Origin of the sequence: Mongoliitalea lutea (assembly GCF_014652135.1) — a bacterium.
GTDB classification, from domain to species: Bacteria; Bacteroidota; Bacteroidia; order Cytophagales; family Cyclobacteriaceae; genus Mongoliitalea; species Mongoliitalea lutea.
The window spans coordinates 145,808-170,890 of sequence record NZ_BMYF01000008.1 but is presented as its reverse complement, the minus strand read 5'-3'; the positions used below and the strand labels follow the sequence as shown (position 1 = coordinate 170,890).

Below are 25,083 nucleotides of genomic sequence, written 5' to 3'. Positions count from 1 at the left end.
TAATTAAAAATAATTGGGGTTAACTTTTTCTAAAGGTCCGTTACATTCAGTTGCCTAAAATCCTTAATTTCAGATAACTTGATCAATCTATCAACTTTGATGTTTTTCCAAGTTTCCTTAAAGACCTCCTCCTCTTCATTTTCAAAGGTGTTCTCTCTTTCCAGTTTCTTTTTTGTCATAAAATTGATGCTAATTTCTTTGGCTACCACAGGTCCAAAGTTGTCACTCTGATCATAGCCGATCAGCTCAAAGTCCCTGTTCTGGTATCTAAAAGTAAACTTCTGTGATCCATACCTTCCATGGCTAAAATTGATATACAAATTCCCTTTTTCAATGGTCAAATATAAATCAGGGGCAACAAACATATACTCCCCCATCTTCGCTCTCAGAAGGAAAGCATGCATTGTTCTCTAAAACTACTTCATAGGTTTGCTCTTTCTGGAATAGAATTAGGATACCTCTTAGATTTCGGTTGAGTGTGCCGCAGTACTCATCTTCGATAAAGAGTTCTTCATCGGAACCTTGGATGATCCATACTCGATCCTCTAGTCCATCTTTGTTCAGATCTCCTTTGATTTCCTTTAGCAGGACATAGCCATGAGGTAAAAAATCAGTGTAGTTTTCTGATGGGATGACCTGAGCGTATGTGGAGGTGGTCAATACAAAAAGAAGTAGGCGTAGAATGACTTTCATGTTGGTAAATTAATCAAAACCCAAAGAAAAGAGGCAAGCCAAAGATTACAAAAGCTATCCAAAAAAGGTAGTATGGGAGAAATCTTACCAAGGTCCAACCTACATTTGGAGCTTTGTTACTGTCCCAAAAGGCAATAAACAGACTTCCATTGACCAATAGCAAGTGTGTCAACATGAGGAGATTGCTGCCCAGTACGGCGATTCTATTAGGAGTCCAACCAAATTCAAGAATTCGAAGGCTAATGGCATGTAGGGCCAGACTGTTGATGATCAGGGTTACCGAAGCCAGGGCAAACAAGGTGAAGAGTTGGAGTTTGCCTAAAGAATTTTTACTACTTTCTCCAATGGAAAACACGATTAATGCCATTACTCCGATCAATAGGATGTTGAAAAGTAATAAAAATTCACGGTCTGTGTAGATGCTTTTGGTAGAAAATACCATGGAAATCAGGTAAATTACTAATATTCCAAGCACCAATGGACTGAATATTTTGGCTACCATGGGTGAAACTTTGCTGACCAAACTTGGATTGTGAAGGAGAACCAATGCTGCTAACAAAGGGATTGATGGAAGTAAAAAGAGAATAATATTATTGGTGAAAAATGCTGTGATCTCAAGTCCTATCAATTGAAATAGGCCCAAGGTAATGCCCGTGGTGATTAATCCTGCCAAGGCTAAAACGGTGCACACAATGACCATATCTCCATTGAAACGAATAAAGTCAATTCGCTTACGAAGGTTCCATGGTTCATTTCCTACAAAACTCCAACCTAGTAATCCCCAGAATAATAAAGGAAGATGTAAAGATGCCAACGTGAGTGTGTCTGTCTCTGTGTCCCAAGGCCAAACATTGATGTGGAGGATAGTTAAACCCAAGATACCACCAATCCAAATTACTGTTTTTTGTTTTAAGCGGTTTTTCCAAGCAAAGAATGCAATCAGTGCACCCATGGCCAAAAAAGCACCATTTCTACCAAAGTAGATGTCTTCCTTTATAGAAAACCAAGAAGGGAGTTTCATGCCAATCCCCAGGATAATTGCGCCTACCAAGAGAAACCATCGCTCGGATAACGTTCCCCAAGAAATGGATTCAGTATCCGTTTGGAGGCGGGCATGCCAGAACGCTGCCATGGGACTGTCTGTAAGTTCTTCCTGAAGTTGGAAGAATGATTCTTTGAAATCGCTTGGATTGCTGCGGTAGAGTTTTTCCAAGTTGGCAGGTTCGCCGATGTTGGAGAGGATTTGGTCTTTCATAGTTGGGGAAGGTATTTAGTGCGTTTTGGTAAATGAATAATTATCAAGGCATTGAGAAAGTGGATTTCCAGAGGCATGAATGCATTTGCAGAATTCAATTCCTGATAGGTTTTCTATTTCGAATTGCTGGATGCAATCGGCGTAGGGGTTCTTGGGCATGACATCATATCCTAGATGAAAAATTAAGGTTATTTAGGTTTTATTTTCATTGATGAGCACCTCCAAATAGTTCAAATGCTTACGAAAAGCTTCTTCACCAGCTGGGCTTGCGCTGTAATTGGTCTGAGGTTTCCGCCCGACGAAGGACTTTTCAACTCGTATATAGGCTTGCTTTTCCAAGTATCGTAGGTGTGAGGCCAGATTTCCATCGGTTACCTCCAATAGTTCCTTGAATGCATTGAAGTCATAAGATTCATTTACCATCAGCACTGACATGATGCGTAGCCGTACAATGTTTTCAAATGCTTTATCATACATAACTTCCGATTTAGCGGTCATATTTCCGGTGCATCCAGATACCATACAAGATATGCAGACCTCCAAATCCCATAGCCCAAAGAAGCAAGCTATAGGTAGGGGCAAGAAAAGCTACTAGTCCCAAAACTGCCAGCGCCAGTCCCAGTCGTTTGAGTTCTTGGAAGGAATGCTGCGCAGCTTGAATCATCCCGAGGCCATACATCACCAAGCTTAGCCCAGGGATGTAAGCATACAATTCATTCTTGGCAAAGAGGAGGCAGGTAACAGTTCCACAGGCTATCGGAATAGCGAGTGCCTCCAAAAACTTCTTGGATGCAGGAGATGTAAGTTTTTGAGTAGGAACTTTTTTATGACTCAAAATCCAAGTAATGATTGCTGCCATTCCAAACATCAGTGCAGTAATTATTCCTAGCCATATTAGCTGAGTAGTTGATAAGTTGAGAGTTTCAGGCAAAAGCCATACATTCCATGATTGGTGAATTGTAAAATTGATAGCAGCAATTCCTGCTAGAGCAGTAAGTCCAACGGGGATTCCGGCAATTCCGCTGAGGGATAGGAAACGCTTGCTTCGCTCCATCATGGACTTTATTTCTGATAATTCTTGGCTAGGATTTTTCATCTCAAAGTACTTTGTATTGCAAAGTAAAATAGAATTTTTGAGCATTTAATTTTTTTCGAAAAATAGTTGGTGTTAAAAGAACTTAATTTTAATAAGTTCGTTATTTTCGTTGTGTGCTTTTTAAATCTTTGGTCTTTGTTTTAATTATCGAAATTATGGGTAATGGTCTATTTCAAAGAATTTGTTTGTTTTTGGCAGCTTTTTTTATCATCAACCATGATGTGGAGGGACAGCAGACAAGTTATTTTTCTGATACGAAATCCCTCGATCTATCTTCCATCGTGCTTCAAGAAAATAATTGGGGAGGTTTATTTTATTTAGTTGACGGGGAACGAATGTCTGCCAACGAAGTAAGAGTCTTGATGAATCAAACTGATTTGAAGGATGGTCAGCTAGCAAAAGGGTTGAATACATTTCAGGGGGGGCGTATCTTGAGTTACACGGCACCGGTAGTTATTTTTGTTAGTTCCATAGGGATGCTAAGCAGTGCTTTGGGAGCGAATCAAACTGCCTTTAGGAACTACTTTATTGGCTCTATAGCTGGGATAGGGCTTGCAATTGGTGGAAATATTATGAGGAATAATGGATTTCAAAGAATTGAAGAGGCTACAGATATGTATAATTTTAATTTACGTTCGACATATGCTACACAGCCCTTTTTATCTATGCGAGGGCAGCAGGGATTCTTAGGCCCAAAGATGAGGTATTTTGATGGCAAAATTCCGCTATCAGATGCTCAATTTGCCAGCATCCGAAATAGTAATCCTACCTTGGATTTGGATTTGAAACTGAGTGATAAGTACTTTAAGAGAGCAAGAACTTTTGATACAATATCTAATATTGGAACATTGGCATTCATATCTTTCGTGGTGGTTCCTCAGTTTCAATCTTCTGCTCAGAATTCACTTTTATTACCTCTCTTTTTGGTTGACGTGACGAGTTTTCGAATAGCGAATAATTTTCACAGAAAAGCTAGAAATACCACGCGTGTGGCGCTTAATTCATTCAACTTTACGGATTGATTGTGGAGCTTATTAATGAAAGTCAAATAATTTTGATTCTTTTTTGGTATGCTTTCAAAAAAGCAATATCTTTGTGCCTCATTTCTAACGAGTGATTAAGGAAAATAGCAATACAATGAAAAAAGACATTCATCCTAACTACAGACCTGTCGTATTTTACGATACTTCAAGTGAATATAAATTCTTGACTCAGTCTACGATCGAAACAAGTGAAACAATCGTATGGGAAGATGGTCAGGAATATCCAGTTTACAAGATTGAGGTTTCTTCTAACTCTCACCCTTTCTACACTGGTAAGAAAATGTTGCTTGATACAGCGGGTCGTGTTGAAAAATTCAACAGAAGATACGCAAAAAAATAATTTGCCAATCGCAAGCATTCAAAACTCCCTTCCTTACATGGTTGGGAGTTTTTTTATTCCAATCCTTCAAACAATTCATCCAAATCCAGGACAAAACCTTGGATACAGTTGGAGGCTACCTTGTCTCCCAGTGTCAAGAGTCTGGAGGGAGTGTATTGCCTATCAACTAGCGTATATACTAGCAGTGTTTTTTCATAGGGGTGAATAATCCAATATTCTAAAACCCCGCTTTCTTCATACACCTCATATTTGTTTTGAAGCTCCTTTCTATTGTTGCTTGGGGATAAGATTTCCACAATCAGATCAGGTGCACCAATGCAGCCAAATTCGTCTAATTTGTCAGGATCGCAGACAACGCAAATATCAGGTTGGACAACGGTGTAAATTTGATTTGGCTTTCTAGAGTTCGTAATAAGTCTTACATCAAAGGGTGCAGGATAAACTTTACATGGTTTATTTGCTAGGTGATTCAATAATTTAGATCCCAGTTTTAGAACTAGCCCTTGATGAATTCTCCTCGGAGCAGCTGCGGCTTGTTTAAAAACCTTTCCTTTGATGAGTTCTACCATATGATCAAGTTCCCAGCTTAAATAATCAGCATAGGTGTATCGTCCATACTCTGTATAGGGTTCTTTTAACTGATTGCAATCTTTTTTCTCCTCCATACCACTAAATTTAAGAAAAAAACAGCTATTTCGAGACCATTGACCAAGAAAAAGATACGTGAAAGCCATGGGATAGTTGACATCATGGCATTAGCAAATGGTTTTCCCACAGACTTTTTTATTTTTGTGTCATGGAGAACTTTGTGTTATTTGATGACCCAGCTATAAGAGGGTCTTTATTGCCGTTTACTTTTACCCGACCAGTGGCTGAAATCCGGGTGGGTATCTTAAAAATCTCTGAGAAATGGCAGCAGTGCTTGCAGGGGGCGTGCTTTTTTCAAACGCAAGAATACTTGCAGTCCAAATTTCCAGTTCCAAGTCAGCAAAGCTTATGGATCAATGGGTCTTTATGTCCGGATGATGCGTTAGTGCTTGCCATCCAAGCGCTGAAGCAAGGTCAGGTATTGATGCTTCAACAGCAGGTGTTGGCCGCAAAGACCGCTCCACAGGATAGTTTTTCGGTTGATCAATCGAAAAGTATGGACCAGATACCTTACGAGCAAGCCTGTGTCATGATTCAGAAAAACTGGCATATTTTTCAGTTTAATGGAGCAGAAATCAAAAAGGATTTTACACGTGTAAGCAATGGGCGTACTTCTGCTACCTTGCAGGATGCTCATACGATTGTTTACCAAGCCGAAAATATATTTATCGAGGAAGGAGCTGTGATCAAGGCGGCAGTGTTGAATGCGGAAGCGGGACCTATCTACATTGGTAAAAATACCGAAATTCAAGAGGGGGCACTTATCAGAGGCCCGTTTGCTTTGTGCGAAGGAAGTACGGTTAACATGGGGGCCAAATTACGAGGGGATACTACTGTGGGGCCTTTTTCCAAGGTTGGAGGGGAGATTTCCAATGCGGTCATTTTCGGTTTTAGTAACAAAGGTCATGAAGGCTTCTTAGGAAATTCTGTCATAGGAGAATGGTGTAACCTGGGAGCGGATACCAATACCTCTAATCTGAAGAATAACTATGCACCTGTGAAAGTCTGGGATTATACCAAAGGTGGCTTTACCAATACAGGTTTACAGTTTTGTGGCCTGATGATGGGGGATCACTCCAAGACAGGGATCAATACCATGCTCAATACGGGTACAGTTGTAGGTGTGGGTGCATTGATTTTTGGAGATGGCTTCCCGAGAAACTTCATTCCTTCTTTTGCTTGGGGTGGTGCTGCCGGATTCACGACTTTTCAGTTCCGTAAGTTTGAGGAAACAGCAGAGGCTGTCATGAAACGCAGGGGGTTGGCATTCGATGCTGTGGAGAAAGAAATCTTGATGAAAGTTTTCGAATTGACCAAACATTACCGTATTTGGGATAAAGAAGGCTAATTGATATGTTATTTTCGTCTATACCGGGTTTGCCTGAGGTCAAGCAAAAGATTGTGCAAGCTGTCAAAAATGATCATTTAGCGCATGCTTTGCTTTTTCATGGGCCGGAGGGCTCGCCTAATTTGGATATGGCCTTGGCTTTGGCCACCTATTTGCACTGCCAAAATCCACAAGAAGATGATTCCTGCGGCACTTGTGCATCCTGTCAGCGGATGGCCAAGCTTATCCATCCAGATACGAATTTTGCCATTCCACAACCCGGAGGAAATTCGGAGGATGATGAAAAAAGTTCTAAGGCTGAAAAAGTTGATTACATAACAGCATTTAGAAATTTTGTCCAAACCAAACCTTATGGAAATATCTCCGATTGGCTTTATTTCAACTCCATCGAGAAAAAACAATTGAATATCTCTAAGGCTGCGGCCAAGCAGATAATTCAAACCTTATCCCTTAAATCCTTTGAAGGGGGGTATAAAATCATGATCATTTGGTGCCCGGAGTTTCTCCATGTCAACGCAGCGAATGCACTTCTCAAAATAATCGAAGAGCCACCTCCAAAAACCATGTTCTTTTTGGTTACTTCTTATCCAGATCGACTGTTGACGACCATCTTATCAAGAACACAGAAAATCATGGTGAGGGCCTTTTCCGATGAAGAAATCAAGTCCCACTTAGTAGCCATGGATCTATGTTCTCCAGAGGCAGCCATTCAGGTGGCGCCATTAGCAGATGGCAATATGAGAGAGGCATACCAAATGGTCGATGGTGTCGAGGATAAAAATACTGTTCTGATCAGGGATTGGTTTCGGGCCTGCTTTTCTTTGGATATCAATGCGATCTTCAGCTTCACGGAAAATTTTGGTGCTACAGACAAGGAAGGTCAAAAATCCATGTTGTTGACCGGTATCAACGTGCTCCGGGAAGTCTTATTGGATAAAACGGAAGTGAATGATTTGAAAAGAAGTGCAGAAGATGATCGTGATTTTATTCATAAATTAGGGGAACATGTACTCACGGAGGCAAAGCTTTCTAAAATGTATGTGTTGATGAATGAAGCGCACTACCACATCGAGCGCAATGCCAATGTGAAGATTATGTTTGCTGATTTATCTTTTCAGTTAGCTAGAATCATGAGAGCCAAAGAAACAGCATGAGCAATAAAAAAATCATCGGGAGAAAAGAGAAAATCAGTTTTTTGGACTGGGGGATAGCTAATATCAGCGCCAAAATTGATACGGGTGCTTACACCTCTTCTATTCACTGTGATTTTGCAGAGGAACGTGAGGAAAACGGTTCCAAAGTTCTTTATTTTAAATTGCTTTCGGTTTTGGATAGAAAATATTCCGGTAAAGAGCTTCGTGCTACGAACTATACTCAGAAGCGGGTAAAGAATTCTTTTGGAGAAGCAGAGGTTCGTTACAAAGTGAGTACAAAAGTCCGTATGTTTGGGGAAGAATTTGAAGCAGAGTTTACGCTTACCGATCGATCCAAAATGCGGAATGCCGTATTGATTGGTAGAAAGCTCATCCAAGGGAGATTCCTTGTGGATGTGTCTCAGGTTCATCTCAGCACCCCGCGAAAAAATATAACTTCACCAACATCTTAAGGAGCAGTCTCCCCACTATGAAAATTGCCATTCTTTCCCGAAATCAACATTTATACTCCACCCGAAGGCTGCAGGAAGCTATTCGTGCAGCAGGCCACGAATCCATGATTATCGATCATTTATTGTGTGACTTGATCATAGAGCAGGAGGGCCCCTCCATTATTTATAAAGGAGAAAAATTGGAAGGGATTGATGCCATCATTCCTAGGATTGGAGCTTCTGTAACTTTTTATGGTACAGCAGTGGTCAGGCAGTTTGAGTTGATGGGAGCTTTTGCTGCGGTACAGTCCCAAGCGATTGTAAGAAGTAGGGATAAGTTGCGAAGCTTGCAGATATTATCGAGAGAGGGGCTAGGCATGCCCAAAACTGCTTTTACAAATTTCTCCAAAGGCGGAGAAAAAACCTTGATCGAACAGGTTGGTGGGACTCCGTTGATTATTAAGTTACTGGAAGGGACGCAAGGCTTGGGAGTGGTGTTGGCAGAAACCAAAAAAGCAGCTCAATCTGTAATCGAAGCTTTCCATGGCTTGAAAGCGAGAATAATCGTTCAGGAGTTTATCAAAGAGGCCAAAGGTGCGGATATACGTGCATTTGTGGTCAATGGAAAGGTGGTCGGTGCCATGAAACGTCAAGGAGCAGAAGGAGAGTTTCGCTCCAATTTGCACAGAGGAGGTAAGGCTACTGTCATCCGCTTAAGCAAACAAGAGCGCTTGGCAGCATTGGGCGCAGCTAAAGCTTTGGGCTTGGATATCGCTGGCGTGGATATGTTGCAATCAGATAGAGGTCCACTGATTTTGGAAGTGAATAGCAGTCCTGGATTGGAGGGTATAGAAAAGGCAACAGGAATTGATATCGCAGGAGAAATAGTCAAATACATCGAAGCATCGGTGCAAAAAACAGATAGAAAAAAACGAATCAAACATGAGCAAGCAGATAAAGATAGGCACTAGAGGGAGTAAGTTGGCTCTTTGGCAGGCCTATCATGTGCAGGACTTGTTGAAAAAGCAGGGACTGGAGAGTGAGATTGTCATCATCGAAACCAAGGGTGATAAAATTTTGGATGTATCCATTGCCAAAATTGGGAGCAAAGGAGTCTTTACTGAAGAATTGGAAGATCAGTTGGCTTCTGGTACCATCGATATTGCCGTGCACAGTGCCAAAGATATGCAGTCTTCCCTTCCTGAGGGATTTGAATTGATTGCATTTACAGAGCGGGAGAAAGTCAACGATATCATCCTGAGTCATCGAAAGGATATTGATTACAAGGACCCGTCCAAACCCTTGTTGCTGGGAACTTCTTCCACCAGAAGAGTGGCTACTTTGAAGCATTTTTATCCGCATATTCAAACGGTAGAGGTCAGAGGGAATTTACAGACGAGAATTGCCAAAATGGAATCTGGCGTTTGTGATGCTTTATTATTGGCCTATGCAGGTGCACACCGCATGGGGTATGATGAGATGATTGTGGAGGAGTTGAGTTTGGAGGAGTTTACGCCTGCGGTAGGACAGGGCTCTGTGGCTATTGAATCAGCTACTACACTAGACCCTGCTATCAGACAGCAAATCATTGCAGCTTGTCATCACCCTGCTACAGGTTATCGCTTGGAAGCAGAAAGAGCATATTTACGTGTATTGGAGGGAGGGTGTAGTATTCCTGTTTTTGGCTTGGCGACCATAGCGAATGATGCACTTGTGTTGAAAGGTGGGATTGTGAGTCTGGATGGGAAAGAGCGAATTGTACAAGAAATCCATGGAACTTTTGAGGAAGCAATGAAGCTTGGAGAAAGTTTGGCGCATTCCATTTTAAAAGCAGGTGGTGCAGAAATTTTACAGGATATTAAAAAAGGATTGAATAAATGAGACAGTTATTCTTCATTATTTTAGTGGCAGTTAGTTTTTCCTGCAAAACAGAAAAAGAGTATTTGGTCAAATTTGAGACTTCATATGGAGATATGTATGCGGTTTTATTTGATGAAACTCCCAAGCACAAGGAAAATTTTGTCAGTTTAGCCCAGGCGGGACGTTTTGACTCTACGGATTTTCATCGGGTGATCAAAGATTTTATGATCCAAGGTGGGGATGTATTTGGAAAAGAAGGACTTCCTCAAGAAGACTGGTATACCGTACCTGCGGAAATTAAGCCCGGATTAATCCATGAAAAAGGCATGATAGCAGCGGCACGTATGGGTAATAATGTCAATCCAGAGCGCAGGTCCAGCGGTTCCCAATTTTACATAGTCCAAGGGAAGGTCTATACGTGCAATGAATTAGTAGTGGACATGAAGCTGCTGTCAGAGACATTTTTCAAATACATGCAGCTGGGTAGCAATAAAGAATTGATGGAGAAGTATCAGCAGTTTTATCAAGCACAAGAATTTGATGCCATCAATGAAATGATGCTAGCTGCCAAGTCTGACTTGGAATCCTTCTATAATATCAATTTGGAGAAGAATATGACCAAGCAACAAATTGATGCTTATACTACTGTTGGGGGTACGCCTCACTTAGATAACGAATACACAGTGTTTGGGAAAGTTATTCAGGGTTTGGATGTGATGGAGAAAATTGCAGCAGTGGAAACTGGGCCCCGTGACAAACCTGTGGATCCTGTGTATATGAAAGTGAGTGTTTCCCAATTGCCAAAATCCAAAATCACCAAAGAATTTGGGTATGAATTTGGGAATTGAGCGCTATGAGACTATTCTGATTACCGGTGCCAACGGTTTGTTGGGACACAAGCTGGTGCAGTTGTTGATTCACCGGGAACATGTACTGGTGATAGCGACAGGACTTGGTGAGAGCAGATTACCTGCATCTTATGCCAAGTATTACCAATGGGAATCCATGGATATTTCTTCCGAGGAGCAGGTGAACAGTGTATTTGAAAAGCATAGGCCTACTACTGTTATTCATGCTGCTGCTATAACCCAAGCAGATGTTTGCGAAGAAAACAAGGAAAAAGCCTACATAGTCAATGTTTTGGGTACCAAGAATCTAATTCAGGCAGCCGAGCGATTCGGCTGCTATTTTTTGTATCTCTCTACAGATTTTGTATTTGATGGAGAAAATGGTCCATATATAGAGGAGGATCAACCCAATCCTGTCAATTACTATGGAAGGACTAAGTGGGAAGGAGAGCAACTTTTGAAGCAAAGTAATCTATCCTGGGCTATTGTGCGGACAGTTTTGGTGTATGGGGTGGCAGAGGGCTTGAGTAGATCTAATATAATTTTGTGGGTGAGGGAATCTTTGATGGCAGGAAAAACTATTCAAGTGGTCACCGACCAAATGCGTACCCCAACTTTGGTAGAAGATTTGGCTGATGCTTGTTTATTGATGGTCATGAAAAAGTCCGTAGGAATTTTTCATGTATCAGGAGCAGAGGTCTTAACCCCTTTCCAAATGGCTGAAATGACCGCAGATTATTTTGGTTTGGATAAAAGATTACTTCAACCGGTAAACGCATCTACTTTTACACAATCGGCGAAGCGGCCGCCAAAAACAGGATTTATCATTCAAAAAGTTCAAAATGAGTTAAATTTTGAGCCTAAAAGTTTTACTAGTGGAATTGGTATTTTGGCAAAACAACTTAAATTAGCCGATTCTTAAAAATAAGTTAATCTATAAATCACACTTACTTCGTAACGTATGGCGATGAATACAGATACCCAAGGGAGAGGCCAATGGGGTTCCAGCTTGGGTTTTATTATGGCGGCTGCCGGTTCAGCGGTAGGACTTGGAAACATTTGGAGATTTCCATACCTAACAGGTGAGAACGGTGGGGGAGCTTTTGTTTTTGTATATGCAATTTGTGTACTACTCATAGGACTTCCGCTTTTGCTCAATGAAATTGCGTTAGGAAGAATCTCTGGAAAAAACCCAATCGGAGCTATTCGTGAGACAGGCGGGAATAAGTTTTGGCAATTGGCAGGTGTATTATGTATCCTGGTTTGTTTTTGTGTTTTAAGCTACTATTCCGTGATTGCAGGGTGGACTATTGGTTACATTTTCACTGAATTGATAGATATTCCTGTTGATTTTGCAGATTTTCAACAGACACCAATGTATGTGATTCCATTGTGCTTCATATTTATTTTGATGACAATTGGTGTTGTATTGGGCGGTGTTTCTGGTGGTATTGAGAAAGCTGCTAAGTTTTTGATGCCTATCTTGTTTATCATTATTATCTTCATTGCGGGCCGTGCAGTAACCTTGGAAGGTGCTAGCGCCGGTATTGAATACTATTTGAAACCTGATTTTTCTAAGATTGATGGAAAAGTTGTCTTATCAGCACTTGGTCAGGCTTTTTTCTCCATGTCTGTAGGTTGGGGCTTGATGATTACCTTTGGTTCTTATTTGCCAAAAAGTAGTAACATCGTACAGTCTTCCGGTTGGATTGCAGGGATGGACAGTATGGTAGCCTTGTTGGGAGGATTGATGGTTTTCCCTGCCTTGTTTGCGTTGTTACCGGGAAAAGATCCCGCAGGTGGACCTGCTTTGGTTTTTGAGGTATTGCCCAAAGTATTTGACGCGATGCCAGGAGGTAACTTTATTGGAGCCTTATTCTTCCTTTTATTATTAGTGGCTGCCTTGACTTCTTCCATATCAATGTTGGAAGTTCCTGTGGCATATTTCATCGATGAGAAGAAATGGAGTAGAAAAAAAGCTGCTTGGTTGATTGGTATAGCTGCCATGGCTTTGTCTGTCCCGTCAGCACTTTCATCCATTGAAGGCAACTTCTTTGAATCCTTGACATTAAAATTCGGTGGTAATGTACAAGTAGGTTTCTTTGGGATTATGGATTTCTTATTTGGAACTTTCGCAGTAGTGCTTATTTGTTTTATGCTAGCTCTATATACTGGTTGGGCTAAGAAAATTTCTGATTTTGCCAATGAACTTGCTTTAGGTTCACCTTCATTCAAAGGTCCTTGGCGGTCTGCTTGGATCTTTTTCATCAAGTGGGTTTGTCCTATTGTTATTGCATTAGTACTTCTCGACACTTTAGGTGTCTTTGGAGACCCACAAGAAGGGGGTTGATTTACAAAAAACAAAAAAGAGAGGAAGACCTCTCTTTTTTGTTTTTTGTTAAGTATAAAAAGTATATGTCTCTCGTTTAGTTATTTTTATCACTTTTGGTTACATTAGCAGAAGGTATAATCTCAAGGATAATGAAGAATGTATATTTATTACTAATAGCAGTTCTATGCTTTTCTAAACTCTCGGCGCAAGACTTTTCTATTGGTCCAAAAGTTGGTGTTTCACAAAGTTCAATTGCTGTCAACGGAGATGGCTTTGAATCGGGTTCTACTTCCCTTGGTTATCATGTAGGTGCATTTGTACGTATGGGAGGGGCTTCCGTATTTGTACAACCAGAATTTTTATATACCAATACCGGAGGAACCATCATTCAAAAATCTGATACAGGGATAGATGCTAGCATAGATGCCAATTTCAATCGTTTAGATATCCCTTTCATGGTTGGAGTGAAACTGGCTAGAGTTTTTAGAATCCAAGCGGGTCCTATTGCATCAGTATTGTTGGATTATACCTTAGATGACGCCCTAAATGTAGCTCAAAATGTCGATTATAGATCATCCACTTTAGGATATCAAGCTGGAATCGGTTTGGATTTGGGGAATCTCATTCTTGACTTCAAATATGAAAACTCTCTAGGAAGAATCGCTCAAAGTGTTGCAGGTTTCAATACAGACCAACGCCAAAATCAATTAATGGTATCTGCTGGTTTTAGATTGTTCTAGAATTACGCATGCTGATGGATGAATCATCCAAAAAGATATCTAAATTATGTATAGTGATCTTAACTTAATAAGAAATGTTTTCATAGTTTGCATCCTAGCATGACAAAATAAAAAAACCTAGACTACTTAAGTCTAGGTTTTTTATTTATTGCCACATTAATAACTGATGTCAGCTAAAAGCTATCAATTGATTTCAAAACCCTTATCAACAGATTGTCCCTTACTATCAGTAATAAGAAGGGAGTACTTACCCTTTGCAATAGAAGCTTCCATGTCCCAAGAAGTGATGTTTACGCCTTTTGAACCGGCTACTTCCCAAGACTTAGTAACTTCTCCTTTTTCATTTTGAACTGTCAAGGAAATCGTTTCGGCGGAAGGAAGATAGAATATTATGGCTTGTGAGTTTGTTCTTCCTGACATGGCAGACCAGCGTGGATTGATGCGGACGTTGTCTGCTCTGAGAATGGACAACGCTCCATTATTTTGTTTGATTTGATGCAAAACATCCAGATTGATTACATACACACTCCTTCCGTGGGTACCAATGACCAAATCATTGGCCTTGGCCTGAATCACCATGTCGTAAATCGGGACATTCGGCAAGTTGCCTTGAAATAATGCCCAACTTTTTCCGCCATCCATACTTACATATAACCCATGGTCTGTCCCTAGATATAGTATTTCAGAATTTTTCACATCTTCTTTGATAACATTGGTAGCCTCCATAGGTAAGTTACCTTTGATGCTTGTCCATGTTTTTCCATAGTCCGTACTTTTGAATACATAGGTCTGGAAATCATCAAATCGGTAGCCTGTCAAGGTGAGATAGACCAACCCTTCCTGATGAGCAGATGGAGTTACGCTGCTGACCCACCTACCTTGAGGTAGTCCTTTGCTGATATCAGTCCAGTTTTTGCCATGATCTCGAGTAATCCAAAGATTGCCGTCATCCGAACCCGCATAAAGTGTCCCAAACTCTAGGGGTGATTCTTCTACTACTGTTAAGGTTGCAAATGGAACATTTCCGCTTTTTTGGTTTTTGGTCAAGTCTGGAGAGATGGTTTCCCAAGTATCTCCTCTATCAAGAGAACGATAAACATACTGAGAACCCATGTAGAAGATGTCTTGATTATGCTTGCTCAGGACTGCCGGAGTTCGCCAGTTCCAGCGATTAGGCGCTCTGCCAATATCATACCCAGGGGTAACAGATTTACGTTCACCTGTCTTCGTATTGATACGGAAGTAGTTGCCAAACTGAAAGCCTGTATATACAATATCGTTGGTTCGAGTGTCAACAGCCACCACCATTCCGTCACCTCCCATTAAGGAAGTCCATACATCGGAAGGTTTTCCTGTTGATTTACCATACCAAACACCGTTGTCCTGCATTCCTCCGTATATGTTGTAGGGTTCGTTCTCATCTACCATGATGGAGTAAAACTGGCTGATGGTCAATTCTGTATTCAGATGCTCCCAGCGCTCTCCACCGCCATAAGATCTATATAATCCACCGTCTGTACCGAGTAATATGTGCTTGCTGTCCTGAGGATTGATCCACATGGCTTGATGGTCTGAATGTACATTGCCTACAGTATCGGTTAAGGCAAAATTCTTTCCACCATCTCTCGAAACTAATAGCGGTACACCCAATAAAAACAGTTCATCTGGATTCGTGGTGCTCGTACGAACTTCTCCAAAGTAGTAGCCATAGGTGTTGTAAAGTCTGGATAAATCACTTTCATTGACTTTTTTCCAAGATTTACCACTGTCTTCGGAACGGTACACTTCTGCCCCTACTACGCTTGCGTTCAAGATAGCGGCATTCGCATCTACGCCACCCCCATTATAAGTAGCGATTTGCTTAGGGGTTATTTTGCCTTGGGCTACTAAGCGCTTAACGGTAGCCGCATTGTATTTGGTAGCGAATCGATTGCTTCGGAGAAAACGGTCTAATTTGGCATTGTCCAAATTTTGCACCTCAGCTGCGGTCATATTTTGAAAGTTATCAAAACTGAGTTCATCTGCATTTCTGTTGCCCATCCCTCGAGATGATTCTCTGGTTTCGGTCCGTTGGTTATCATGCAGTGCGTACACGATATTCGGCTGACTCATGCTAAAGTCAAAACCGATTCTTCCTACAAATTCATCTGTTGGGAATCCTGCATCTGATTTTTGCCAGGTTTCTCCGCCATCTTCTGATCTCCAGATTCCTGAGCCTTTTCCATTACCAATAAAATCATGCGATTGTCTAAATCGCTCCCAAGTAGCAGCTAATAAATGGTTTGGATTACTTGGGTCAACTTTAATATCAATTACACCTGTATTGTTGTTGACAAACAAGGTTCGCTTCCATGTTTTTCCTCCGTCAGTGGTTTTATAAAGTCCGCGCTCCTCGTTGGTAGAATAGAGGGAGCCCATGGAACCAACCCAAACGATGTCAGGATTTTCTGGGTGAATTTGAATTTGTCCGATATGTTGGGAGAAGCCTAAGCCCATGTGTTCCCACGTCTGACCGGCATCCGTGGACTTGTATACACCAGCACCTGCATAAGTGGATCTGCTTGAGTTATTTTCTCCCGTACCTACCCAGAGGATGTTGTTATTGCTTTTCGACAGGGCTATGTCTCCAATACCTATGGCTCCCTGATGGTCGAAAATGGGTATAAAGGACTGACCGTTGTCACTTGTCTTCCATACTCCGCCGGAAGCAGCGGCGATGTAGAAGGTCTTATAATCATTGCTGACCTCTATGTCCACCACGCGTCCACTCATATTGGTAGGTCCAACATTTTTTGCTGGATAATTTCTGAATGGAGTTTCCGTTAACAACTGTTGATGCCTTTCAATAGCCTCCTTCAATTCCTTCGCAGTGGTAGGTTTGATGTCTTGAGCGAGGGTTGGGTAGAGGGAAATTGTAAGTGCAAATAAGCACAAAAGAGAAAGTTTTTTTAAGTCTGTTAACATGAGATTTTTATTTCGGAAGTATTGAAGGTTTCAAATTATGTAATTTTTTTTCTTTGTTTTAAAGGAATCTGATATTACTTTGAATCAACAAAGAAAAAAAAGATATATCATCGAACCCAAAATTAATGAAAGGAGGTATTTAAAGTAATTAAGAGCTATGAGAAAAGTTTAACTTAACCCACAAAAAAATTAAAAAAAAATAATTAATGTTTAATTAAAATTACAATTATGTCAAAAATCTACACATTGAAAAATGGACAGGTTGGAACAGTTTTCAAGAGAAAAACTTTCTTGAAATCTTTAGTTCTACTTGCAGCAATGACGGGATTTGAAGCGAAAGCCTTTAATTTCTCCAGCGATTTCAACCACTCATCAAAAAGTGGATTTGTTTCTAATAAAGCAGATAATACGGTTTCAGATGTTCAAGACCGGCTAATTCAAGGGGTGGTCGTCGACGATCTTGGGGATCCACTTCCAGGAGTTAGTATTTTAGTTAGAGGGACTACGAGAGGAACCACTACAGATATTGATGGTAATTTCTCCTTACAAGTTGGACCGAATGCAGTTTTAGTAATTAGCTATCTTGGATTTAAAACTCAAGAAGTAACGGTTGGAAATCAATCAAGACTTCAAATTCGATTGGATCAACAACTATCAGATCTGACGGAATTTGTTGTTACTGGTTATGGCGTTCAAGAAAAAAGAGCAATTACAGGTGCTATGTCATCCTTGAAGGGAGAGGTTATCCAAAACTTCCCTGTGGTATCCGCAGATAGAGCCTTACAAGGTCAGATTTCCGGTGTAAATATCATGGGTGCTAATGGTGTACCGGGTGGTCCTGTTCAAATTCAGATTCGTGGTGTTGGATCTATCACAGCAGGTAGTCAGCCGCTCATAATTGTGGATGGTGTTCAATTGAATATGGCGGAAGGTGCTTCCAATACTGCAAGTAACCCATTGGCATTCCTCAATCCTAATGATATTGAATCCATCGAAGTGTTAAAAGATGGAGCAGCGGCCTCTATCTATGGAGCTCAAGCTGCTAACGGTGTAATCTTGGTAACTACCAAATCTGGTAAATCAGGTAAAACGCAGTTTAACTTGAATGTGTTCTCCGGGGTAACAGAGCCAATGCCAACTATACCAATGATGAATAGCCAAGAGTTCATGGACGTAAGGTTAACGGCATTTAATAATCAATTTCCTAATAGAAGTGCCGCTCAAAATCGGTCTATTTTATTACAGCAATTAGGATTCCCAGCAACGTTTACTGACGAGGAAATTGCCGCACTTCCAACATATGATTGGCAGCGAGAAGTATTTAAAACTGGTGTAACTCATAATATTGAGCTAAGTGCCAGTGGAGGAAATGATAATACAACCTTCTTTATATCTGGTTCACATAATTATACTGAAGGTAATGTAGTCGCTTTGGATTTTCAACGATCTACCGCTAGGTTCAACTTGAATCATAAGGTGAATCAACGATTGGATTTCCGTTTAGATGCTAATTTGGCTAGTATCAGACAGAATGGTATCACAGGTAGTGCAGGTTCAACTGGTGCATTTGCAGCACCTCACTACTCAGGTCCAATGATGTTGCCATGGATTCCAGTTTACTTGGAGGACGGTTCATTTAATGCTCCCGTAACAGGTTTTCCTGGGAATATGGATAGAAATGCTATTTCGGAACAGTTCTTAAATGACCTATACAGTAGAACTAATTCGATCATCACCAATTTTCAAGCAAACTACAAAATATCAGATAACTTAAGATTTAGAAGTTTCTGGGGTTTAGATTACAGGGTTATCGACCAAACTAACTACACAGACCCAAGAACACGATCTGGTTTTGCAGCTCAAGGTTCATTAAATATTCAAAATAGACAAAATGTCAATTTCATTACCAATCAGACATTGACTTACAACAAGAAGTTTGATGGGGGCCATAATTTGAATGTATTATTGGGAGCAGAATACAGAAGCGATGTACGTGAGATTTCTTCTGTTTCAGGGCAAGGATTCCCTACTTTTCAGTTTAGAACTATGCAGGCAGCAGCCGTAATCACTTCTGCAACGGCTAACTGGACAGGTTTTAGAAGACTAGGTACTTTTACACAAGTAAATTATGACTTCAATAAAAGATTCTTACTAAGTGGTGTTCTTCGTTATGACGGATCTTCTCGATTTGGTGCTGATAATCTTTTCGGCTGGTTCCCTGCGATTTCCGGTGGTTGGAACATCCATGAAGAAAGTTGGTTGGCTGATAAATCTTGGATAGATCAGGTCAAATTCAGAGTTGGTTATGGTGAAACTGGAAATGATGCGATCGGAAACTTTGATTCCAGAGGTTTATACGGGGGATTGGCAGCTGCTAACTACAATGAATTGCCTGGTATTAGACCTTCTGCTATTGCAAATACTTTCTTAAGATGGGAACGTAATGTAACGACTAATATAGGTATCGATTATGGGTTCTTTGGTGGACGAGTAAGTGGTGCTGTCGAAGTTTTCCGAAGAATGAGTAAAGACCTTTTGTTGGATACTCCTCTTCCTTGGAACTCAGGATTTAGTAATGTGACACAAAATGTTGGTTTGCTTAAAAATGAAGGATTAGAAATCGAGTTCCAAACAAGAAATATTGTCAAAAAAGACTTTACTTGGACTACTAATTTCAATATTACATTCATCAATAATGAAGTAATGGATTTGGGTGGGGATGAAGTTCTTCCTGGTAATCAGTCAGTTCGTGTCGGGCATGCATTGAGAACAAATGTATTTGTGGAATATGCCGGTGTTAACTCTGCTACTGGTCGACCAATGTTCTTTGACGCCAATGGAGATATTACATACAATCCTATTTTGCCAGGTGATTTACAAGTTTTTGGAAATGGCTTGAGCAGTTATTTTGGTGGCTTAACTAATACATTTACATACAAAGGATTCTCCTTAAGTGCTTTGTTTATCTATGATTTTGGAAGAGAATTAAGTAACTCTGGTCAAATGTCATTCTGGTACAGAAATGGTCAGGACAATAGAAACAGCTTGAGAAGCATTTATGAAGCTAGATGGACTGAACCGGGTCAAGTTACGAATGTACCTAGACCAATTGGTGGTGGTGCAGAAACATTAGGTAGAAACAAAAATGCGGCTAGTTCCAGATTCCTAGAGGACGCCTCTTTTATTCGATTGAGACAATTGTCAATGACCTATGATCTTCCTAAACCTTTGTTATCTCGTATGAAGTTAAGATCTGCTCAGATTTACGCCCAAGGTGCCAACTTGTTGACGTTCACAGCTTGGTCAGGATATGATCCTGAATTGATCATTGGTGAAGGTGATTTCTCATCCACACAAGGGGCACTTCCTCAGACGAGAGCTTACACATTGGGTATTCAAATTGGTTTTTAATTGAAGGTTATGAAAAATTATAAATTTATATACGTTTTAATAGGACTTACTTTCTTTCTAAGTTCTTGCGAAGAGTGGCTACAAGTAGAACCAAGACAGTCTATTGATTCTGCTACTGCACTTTCCAGTCAAGAGGCAATTACTGCTGCTACGAATGGAGTTTATGCTAGATTTAGATCAGTTGCACTTTACGGGAGAGATTTCTTAGCTATCCCTGAACTATTAGCCGATAATGCTTTCAACACAGGTGCTGGTAACCGTTTGGTTGGTCAGTTTAATAATCAACCAGGTTCCCATATGGGTAATTGGGGGACCGCATATTTTACGATCAACCAAATCAATTTGATCCTACGCGCACTTCAAGAGGTAGAGCTTCCTGTGGAATTCAGAAATCGAATAAGAGGTGAGGTTCTATTTCTAAGAGCGCTCTTGTATCATGATCTGGCTCGGGTATATGCCTATGATCCTACAGCAGATATTCCTGGAGTGAATGTGGGTGGTGTTCCGATTGTAACTCAAGGAACCTTGACTGTTGCAGAAGTAGAGTATCCTGCAAGAAATACGGTTGATGAAGTTTATACATTTATCTACAATGACTTAGAAGAGTCATTAGGGTTAATGCAAAATTTCAATATGAATAGAAGACCGTTTTTTGTAACAAGAGGTGCAGTTGCTGCGCTTTTCTCAAGGGTAGCGCTTTACAGAGGCGATTATGCGCGTGCGATTGAAATGTCAGAAATTGCTATGGCAAGTGGTGTAGCTAATTTTCCAGCAGATCCTGTTAGTGGGTGGAGAACACAAGTACAGCCAGAGTCTTTCTTTGAAATTGTGTTTACCACTCAGGATAACATCGGTGCAAATGAATCATTGAGAGCAACGTTTATGTCAAGAGTATTCTTAAATGATGCTGTTGCTGCTAGTCATGGCAATGTCGTGTTTACCGATGAATTAGCAGCCGCGTTTCCTGATGAAGATTTACGTCGAGACCTTATTCAAAGGGGGTTAGCTGTGAATTCAGGAGTGTTTGAAATCAATAAGTTTGCAAGTAAAAATGGAGTGCCTAATTTGGATAATGTACCTGTAATTAGATATTCAGAAGCAATTACAAATAAAGCAGAAGCACATTATCACTTAGGTCAGTTTGATCTTGCTCTTACAGAATTAAACAAGTTAAGAGTTCGAGCAGGTTTGGAAGCTTTGGAAGGGATTACAGGCCCGCAAATTTTGGATGAAATATTACTTGAAAAACGAAGAGAGTTTGCTTTTGAAGGTCATAGATTCTTCGATTTAAAGAGACTGGGCCGAGACATTATTAAACCTACTGGTAATGTTGAACATTCAGATTTCAGGATTTTGGCAAATATTCCAAACCGTGAAATTGAAACTAATCCAAGTCTTGTACAAAACAGGGGCTATTAAACTGATTTAAGTTATGAAAAGATTAAATATATTATTTCTTGCACTTCTCATGTCCTTTGTGACAACCAGTTGTTTTGAAGATTATTCCGAAAGGCACTTCTTCAGAACACTAACAGTTGAGTTTGATGATGCCGTAGCTCGTAATAACGCGCCAGGGCTTGATTTTCCTTTACTACCCCAGCTCCGCAATAATGCTGGGGATAGATCCTTTAGAATCAATTTATTTGGAGGATTGCATGGGCAGGACTTAGATATTCCTGTGAGAATTGTAGCAGAAAGCACAACTGCAGTTGAGGGAGTTCATTATACGCTTCCAAATGGGTTGAATGTTAGAATTCCTGCAAATGAAGCCTTTGGATTTCTAACCATAAATATCCCTGAATTGCCAAATACAGCAGCTGTTCGTTTGGTGTTTGAACTACAATCCACAGATCTTGTAAATGCCAGCAATAACAAGAAAAGAATTGGTATGGATATTCGTATCTAAACTCAATTGTCTTCAAATAATAATAGTAATCAAAAATGGAGATGAGGCTGTTTTAAAATGTTAAGTAAGTTTTCAAAGCAGTCGTAATTCAAGAGGCCGATTTTCACTGATCGGCCTCTTTTTTTGAGTGCTTTTAATCTTGAATGTATTTGGAAATATTTTGACTATAATCAAAGATTATGAATGATGGCTAATTGCAATCTTCATCAAGCGCTTTATTGGTAGATTATAGGATTGATATTCATCCTTTTGATAGCGTCTACACTTATAATTTTTAAAGAAAACTTACTATAGCTTCTTCTTTTTACTCCATAATTTTTTCAAATCGTATAAGGCGACCGTTAGCATCCATACCTTCTATAATTAGAAGGTGTCGCCGAGCTAGATCGGTATTGAAGAATTTAATTTCAGATTTAAGGCCTGCTTTAAGTTCAAGATTAGGATTCCAATAAATTGTTTTTCTTTGATCTGAAGTAGCTGTTTCAGGTGTGATTTTGTCGTATTTAGGTTGATAAAACTCTCTTGGAGTTGCATATCCTTTAATGTTTGACATAAGGCTACCGACACTATTGCCGGTTGGGGCTTCAAATCCTGACCTTGTATAAACTGCAATGGCTCCGTTAGCTCCTTGGGATCCAAATATTGCAGCTCTAGCAGGGTCTTTGAATATATCAATTGCTTTTACATCCCTTGGGTTTACTTGCATAAGGGTTTGCATATCGACTGGAGTATTGTCTAATAAGAATAATGGTTCTGTCCCTCCTGTAACAGAACCTGGGCCCCGGATTGTAACTGTGGCATTTAGGCCGGTTGTAACTACTTGCACTCCTGCTACCCTTCCTTGGATCATTTCAAAAATATTGATAGCCCCTTGAACTCCCAAAATTTTATCAGGCTCAATGACTACATCTCCTCTACCGTATATTCTTCTTTGATCAAGATTTTCTTCATACAACGTTTGAGCTTGCACTTCAAATTCTTGCAGGTCAATTAATCTTTCATCATCTTGGAGTCTACTCATCAATTGGCGTGCAGCAAATGTTTCCAATAAGGAATTTGGGATAAAATTACCATCTGATACTTTTTTTGGAATTGAATCTAAGAATCTTTTATTTTCATGCACTATAACTTCTACAAATTCTAGCTGCCTATCATCTTTTCCTGAAATAGTAACAGGTGTATCTTCAAAAAACACAAGGTTTGGGAAAAGAAATCTACCATCTTCCCCAAATTGCATCCGTATAAATGAATCTCCTTGGCCAATCATCGCACTTGCAATTCCCCCTTTGAGTCCTCTTCTTGTGTTGTTTAAAGGTTTAATTTCACCGGAAATGCTAATCCCTTGTTCAATTAACTTATTTACTTCAGGGAATTTATTGGAAAACACATCCTCCCAATCAAATCTTCGCCATCCATTGGTCATCATAACAAGGTCTAGAGCCAAAAGAGTTGTATCGTTTCTGTCTTTTAAGTAGTAATTGGGCTGATAAATCGTTCCCTTCAAATCTGAGGTTAATAAAAGATTCGTAAAGATAGTATTTGTGGAGTTGGTAGGTGAAGATTGCTGATCGGCGTCAACAACACTTATCGAAAACCTGCCCTCATGCGGATTTTGATTCAGCAATGCTTCTAATTCCAGAATAACCTCTGACCTTGGTTTGATATCGCTTTTCTTTTTTACAGATAATTCATATTGTTCTTCATTATTCCAATAAAAGAATAGCCTTTCTGCCAAAGGTTTTCCATCCTGTGTTAAAATTGTTATGTGGTTGATTCCTTGCTGTATATTTTGCTTGGGTATGCGTACTCCCCAGACATTATAAGGCATGGTGCCATTTGAAATAAAGTTAATCCATCCTTTAGAATGACTAACTAATGTTAGTTCTTCTTCTCCTAGATTTCCTTCAACATAAACAGTAATATAACTTTGATTATCATTATTTAATACTTTGAGAACAATTCCTTTCTCTAGTGCCTGTGGTAATTTTATTTGAAAAGATTCACCTGTTTCCTCATCTGTAATTAGGACATTTTTAGGCTGATTGTCAGGGGTGATTTCAAATTTACCCATTCCGCCAAAAAAGGGTTTGAATTCTATAGGTTCATCCAAATCTACTATTTTACCCTTAAAGTTGACAGGGCTACCGTCAGGATAGACTCCCTTAAATGCTACATTACTTTTGAATCCTTGTAATAGATTTCCTCCTTCAGGCAAGAACTGAATGTCTGCATGATGTATAGAATAAGGAATTTTGAATTCTTTTTTGACGGTGTAGTTTTCGTTTTCTAGATACTCTAATTCAATGCGTTGATTAGAATATGGTTTGAAAGGAATTGTAAAAGAAAGTGAAGCTTCGCCTTGACTATTCAAGCTGATATCCCGATTAACCAAGAGTTCTGAATCAGCTATCACTTTGAAGCCAAGTGTAGCATTTTTTAGTGGCGCCCCACGTCCATCTAAGGCATCGAGTAAAATCGTGTATTTCACATCTTGGCTTTCTTTGGATCTGTTTTCAAAAATTATTTTTGGGAAAAATGAGCGATTGTTTCCATCAAATACTTGTATTTCTTGATGATAAAAGTATTCTTCCCCAAAATTTTCCATCCAAGCAGTAAAAGCTTTGATTCTGTAGATGCCTTCAGATCCAAAATTTGGAAGTTTGAAGTCTCCATGCCCAAAACCATTTTCAATCAATACAATTTTTTCTGAAACCAAGTTTCCTTCTCCATCAAATAGATTTACATAAAGTGTTTTGCTTAGTGGACTTGGAACCTGGCCTACTCCTGCCGTAAGGTATACACTGAACCAAATGTCATCGCCTAGAGTGTAGGTGTCTGAATCCAAATGCAAATGGACTTTTTCAACAGGAAAGTCAGTTTGTACTTCAGTGAAATAATCAATGATTTTTTGAATAAAAGGGTCATTAATCCGAAATGAAAAGAGAGTTGTCGAAATTAAAACAAAGAAAAGAATTACTGTTTTAAAGTTGAATTTGCTCATAAAACTTTTATCT

22 protein-coding genes are annotated in these 25,083 nt (G+C 39.9%); 14 read left to right on the top strand and 8 right to left on the bottom strand.

The genetic code is table 11. The features are described from left to right. Positions 1-29: 29 nt before the first annotated feature. The 5 genes from IE080_RS19450 to IE080_RS08345 form a co-directional block, all read right to left on the bottom strand. Complete coding sequence (locus tag IE080_RS19450; protein ID WP_229800558.1) at positions 30-365, bottom strand: hypothetical protein; 336 nt, start codon at positions 363-365, stop codon at positions 30-32. Further along, positions 349-693 carry a hypothetical protein gene (locus IE080_RS19445; protein WP_229800557.1) on the bottom strand — a complete coding sequence of 115 codons (345 nt, stop codon included), beginning with the start codon at positions 691-693 and terminating at the stop codon, positions 349-351. The genes IE080_RS19450 and IE080_RS19445 overlap by 17 nt, the downstream gene beginning before the upstream one ends. Positions 694-706: 13 nt before the next feature. After that, complete coding sequence (locus tag IE080_RS08355) at positions 707-1,948, bottom strand: hypothetical protein (RefSeq protein ID WP_189580599.1); 1,242 nt, start codon at positions 1,946-1,948, stop codon at positions 707-709. Positions 1,949-2,140: 192 nt separating this feature from the next. Next, positions 2,141-2,425, bottom strand: a complete 285-nt coding sequence (locus tag IE080_RS08350) for a winged helix-turn-helix domain-containing protein (RefSeq protein ID WP_229800556.1) — start codon at positions 2,423-2,425, stop codon at positions 2,141-2,143. Positions 2,426-2,435: 10 nt separating this feature from the next. Then, positions 2,436-3,044 (bottom strand): hypothetical protein, encoded by a 609-nt coding sequence (locus IE080_RS08345; RefSeq protein ID WP_189580592.1) that lies wholly within the window; start codon positions 3,042-3,044, stop codon positions 2,436-2,438. Positions 3,045-3,199: 155 nt separating this feature from the next. On the opposite strand from IE080_RS08345, the gene IE080_RS08340 reads away from it, so the two are divergent. Continuing rightward, entirely contained in the window at positions 3,200-4,066 is an 867-nt protein-coding gene (locus IE080_RS08340; protein WP_189580590.1) for a hypothetical protein, read from the top strand. 115 nt (positions 4,067-4,181) lie between these two features. After that, the gene (locus IE080_RS08335) at positions 4,182-4,427 is read left to right on the top strand and encodes a type B 50S ribosomal protein L31 (protein ID WP_189580574.1); all 246 of its coding nucleotides are present in this window, start codon (positions 4,182-4,184) and stop codon (positions 4,425-4,427) included. Between the two features lie 53 nt (positions 4,428-4,480). Here the strand turns inward: IE080_RS08335 and IE080_RS08330 are convergent, their stop codons facing one another. After that, positions 4,481-5,092 carry a Uma2 family endonuclease gene (locus tag IE080_RS08330; protein ID WP_189580571.1) on the bottom strand — a complete coding sequence of 204 codons (612 nt, stop codon included), beginning with the start codon at positions 5,090-5,092 and terminating at the stop codon, positions 4,481-4,483. Positions 5,093-5,223: 131 nt separating this feature from the next. On the opposite strand from IE080_RS08330, the gene IE080_RS08325 reads away from it, so the two are divergent. The 9 genes from IE080_RS08325 (at position 5,224) to IE080_RS08285 (ending at position 13,788) form a co-directional block, all read left to right on the top strand. Beyond that, complete coding sequence (locus IE080_RS08325) at positions 5,224-6,423, top strand: GlmU family protein (RefSeq protein ID WP_189580569.1); 1,200 nt, start codon at positions 5,224-5,226, stop codon at positions 6,421-6,423. Positions 6,424-6,428: 5 nt separating this feature from the next. Then, a complete protein-coding gene (locus IE080_RS08320; protein WP_189580566.1) occupies positions 6,429-7,577 on the top strand; it encodes a DNA polymerase III subunit in 1,149 nt (382 codons plus the stop codon). Continuing rightward, entirely contained in the window at positions 7,574-8,029 is a 456-nt protein-coding gene (locus IE080_RS08315) for an ATP-dependent zinc protease family protein (protein WP_189580563.1), read from the top strand. The genes IE080_RS08320 and IE080_RS08315 overlap by 4 nt, the downstream gene beginning before the upstream one ends. A gap of 17 nt (positions 8,030-8,046) precedes the next feature. Then, a complete protein-coding gene (gene rimK, locus IE080_RS08310; RefSeq protein ID WP_189580560.1) occupies positions 8,047-8,979 on the top strand; it encodes a 30S ribosomal protein S6--L-glutamate ligase in 933 nt (310 codons plus the stop codon). Then, on the top strand, positions 8,951-9,889 hold the full coding sequence (gene hemC / locus IE080_RS08305) for a hydroxymethylbilane synthase (RefSeq protein WP_189580557.1): 939 nt from the start codon (positions 8,951-8,953) through the stop codon (positions 9,887-9,889). The genes rimK and hemC overlap by 29 nt, the downstream gene beginning before the upstream one ends. Beyond that, on the top strand, positions 9,886-10,716 hold the full coding sequence (locus tag IE080_RS08300; RefSeq protein ID WP_189580554.1) for a peptidylprolyl isomerase: 831 nt from the start codon (positions 9,886-9,888) through the stop codon (positions 10,714-10,716). The genes hemC and IE080_RS08300 overlap by 4 nt, the downstream gene beginning before the upstream one ends. Continuing rightward, positions 10,700-11,638 (top strand): SDR family oxidoreductase, encoded by a 939-nt coding sequence (locus tag IE080_RS08295; RefSeq protein ID WP_189580551.1) that lies wholly within the window; start codon positions 10,700-10,702, stop codon positions 11,636-11,638. Before IE080_RS08300 ends, IE080_RS08295 begins: the two co-directional genes overlap by 17 nt. A 39-nt stretch (positions 11,639-11,677) precedes the next feature. Beyond that, positions 11,678-13,066, top strand: coding sequence for a sodium-dependent transporter (locus tag IE080_RS08290; RefSeq protein ID WP_189580548.1), 1,389 nt, complete (start codon positions 11,678-11,680; stop codon positions 13,064-13,066). Positions 13,067-13,197: 131 nt separating this feature from the next. Next, on the top strand, positions 13,198-13,788 hold the full coding sequence (locus tag IE080_RS08285; protein ID WP_189580545.1) for a porin family protein: 591 nt from the start codon (positions 13,198-13,200) through the stop codon (positions 13,786-13,788). A 183-nt stretch (positions 13,789-13,971) separates the two neighbouring features. Here IE080_RS08285 and IE080_RS08280 read toward each other — a convergent pair whose 3' ends face one another. Continuing rightward, positions 13,972-16,752 (bottom strand): VPS10 domain-containing protein, encoded by a 2,781-nt coding sequence (locus IE080_RS08280; RefSeq protein WP_189580542.1) that lies wholly within the window; start codon positions 16,750-16,752, stop codon positions 13,972-13,974. A gap of 228 nt (positions 16,753-16,980) precedes the next feature. Between IE080_RS08280 and IE080_RS08275 the strand changes: the two genes are divergently transcribed. From IE080_RS08275 to IE080_RS08265, 3 genes are read left to right on the top strand one after another with little or no spacing between them, the layout of a single operon-like run. Continuing rightward, on the top strand, positions 16,981-20,163 hold the full coding sequence (locus tag IE080_RS08275; RefSeq protein ID WP_189580539.1) for a SusC/RagA family TonB-linked outer membrane protein: 3,183 nt from the start codon (positions 16,981-16,983) through the stop codon (positions 20,161-20,163). Between the two features lie 9 nt (positions 20,164-20,172). Then, complete coding sequence (locus tag IE080_RS08270) at positions 20,173-21,582, top strand: RagB/SusD family nutrient uptake outer membrane protein (protein ID WP_189580536.1); 1,410 nt, start codon at positions 20,173-20,175, stop codon at positions 21,580-21,582. Positions 21,583-21,595: 13 nt separating this feature from the next. Next, positions 21,596-22,069: a DUF4843 domain-containing protein gene (locus tag IE080_RS08265; protein WP_189580533.1), complete on the top strand. Its 474-nt coding sequence runs from the start codon at positions 21,596-21,598 to the stop codon at positions 22,067-22,069. Between the two features lie 304 nt (positions 22,070-22,373). On the opposite strand, the gene IE080_RS08260 is transcribed toward IE080_RS08265, so the two are convergent. After that, positions 22,374-25,070: a TonB-dependent receptor gene (locus IE080_RS08260; protein ID WP_189580530.1), complete on the bottom strand. Its 2,697-nt coding sequence runs from the start codon at positions 25,068-25,070 to the stop codon at positions 22,374-22,376. Between the last annotated feature and the right edge of the window lie 13 nt (positions 25,071-25,083).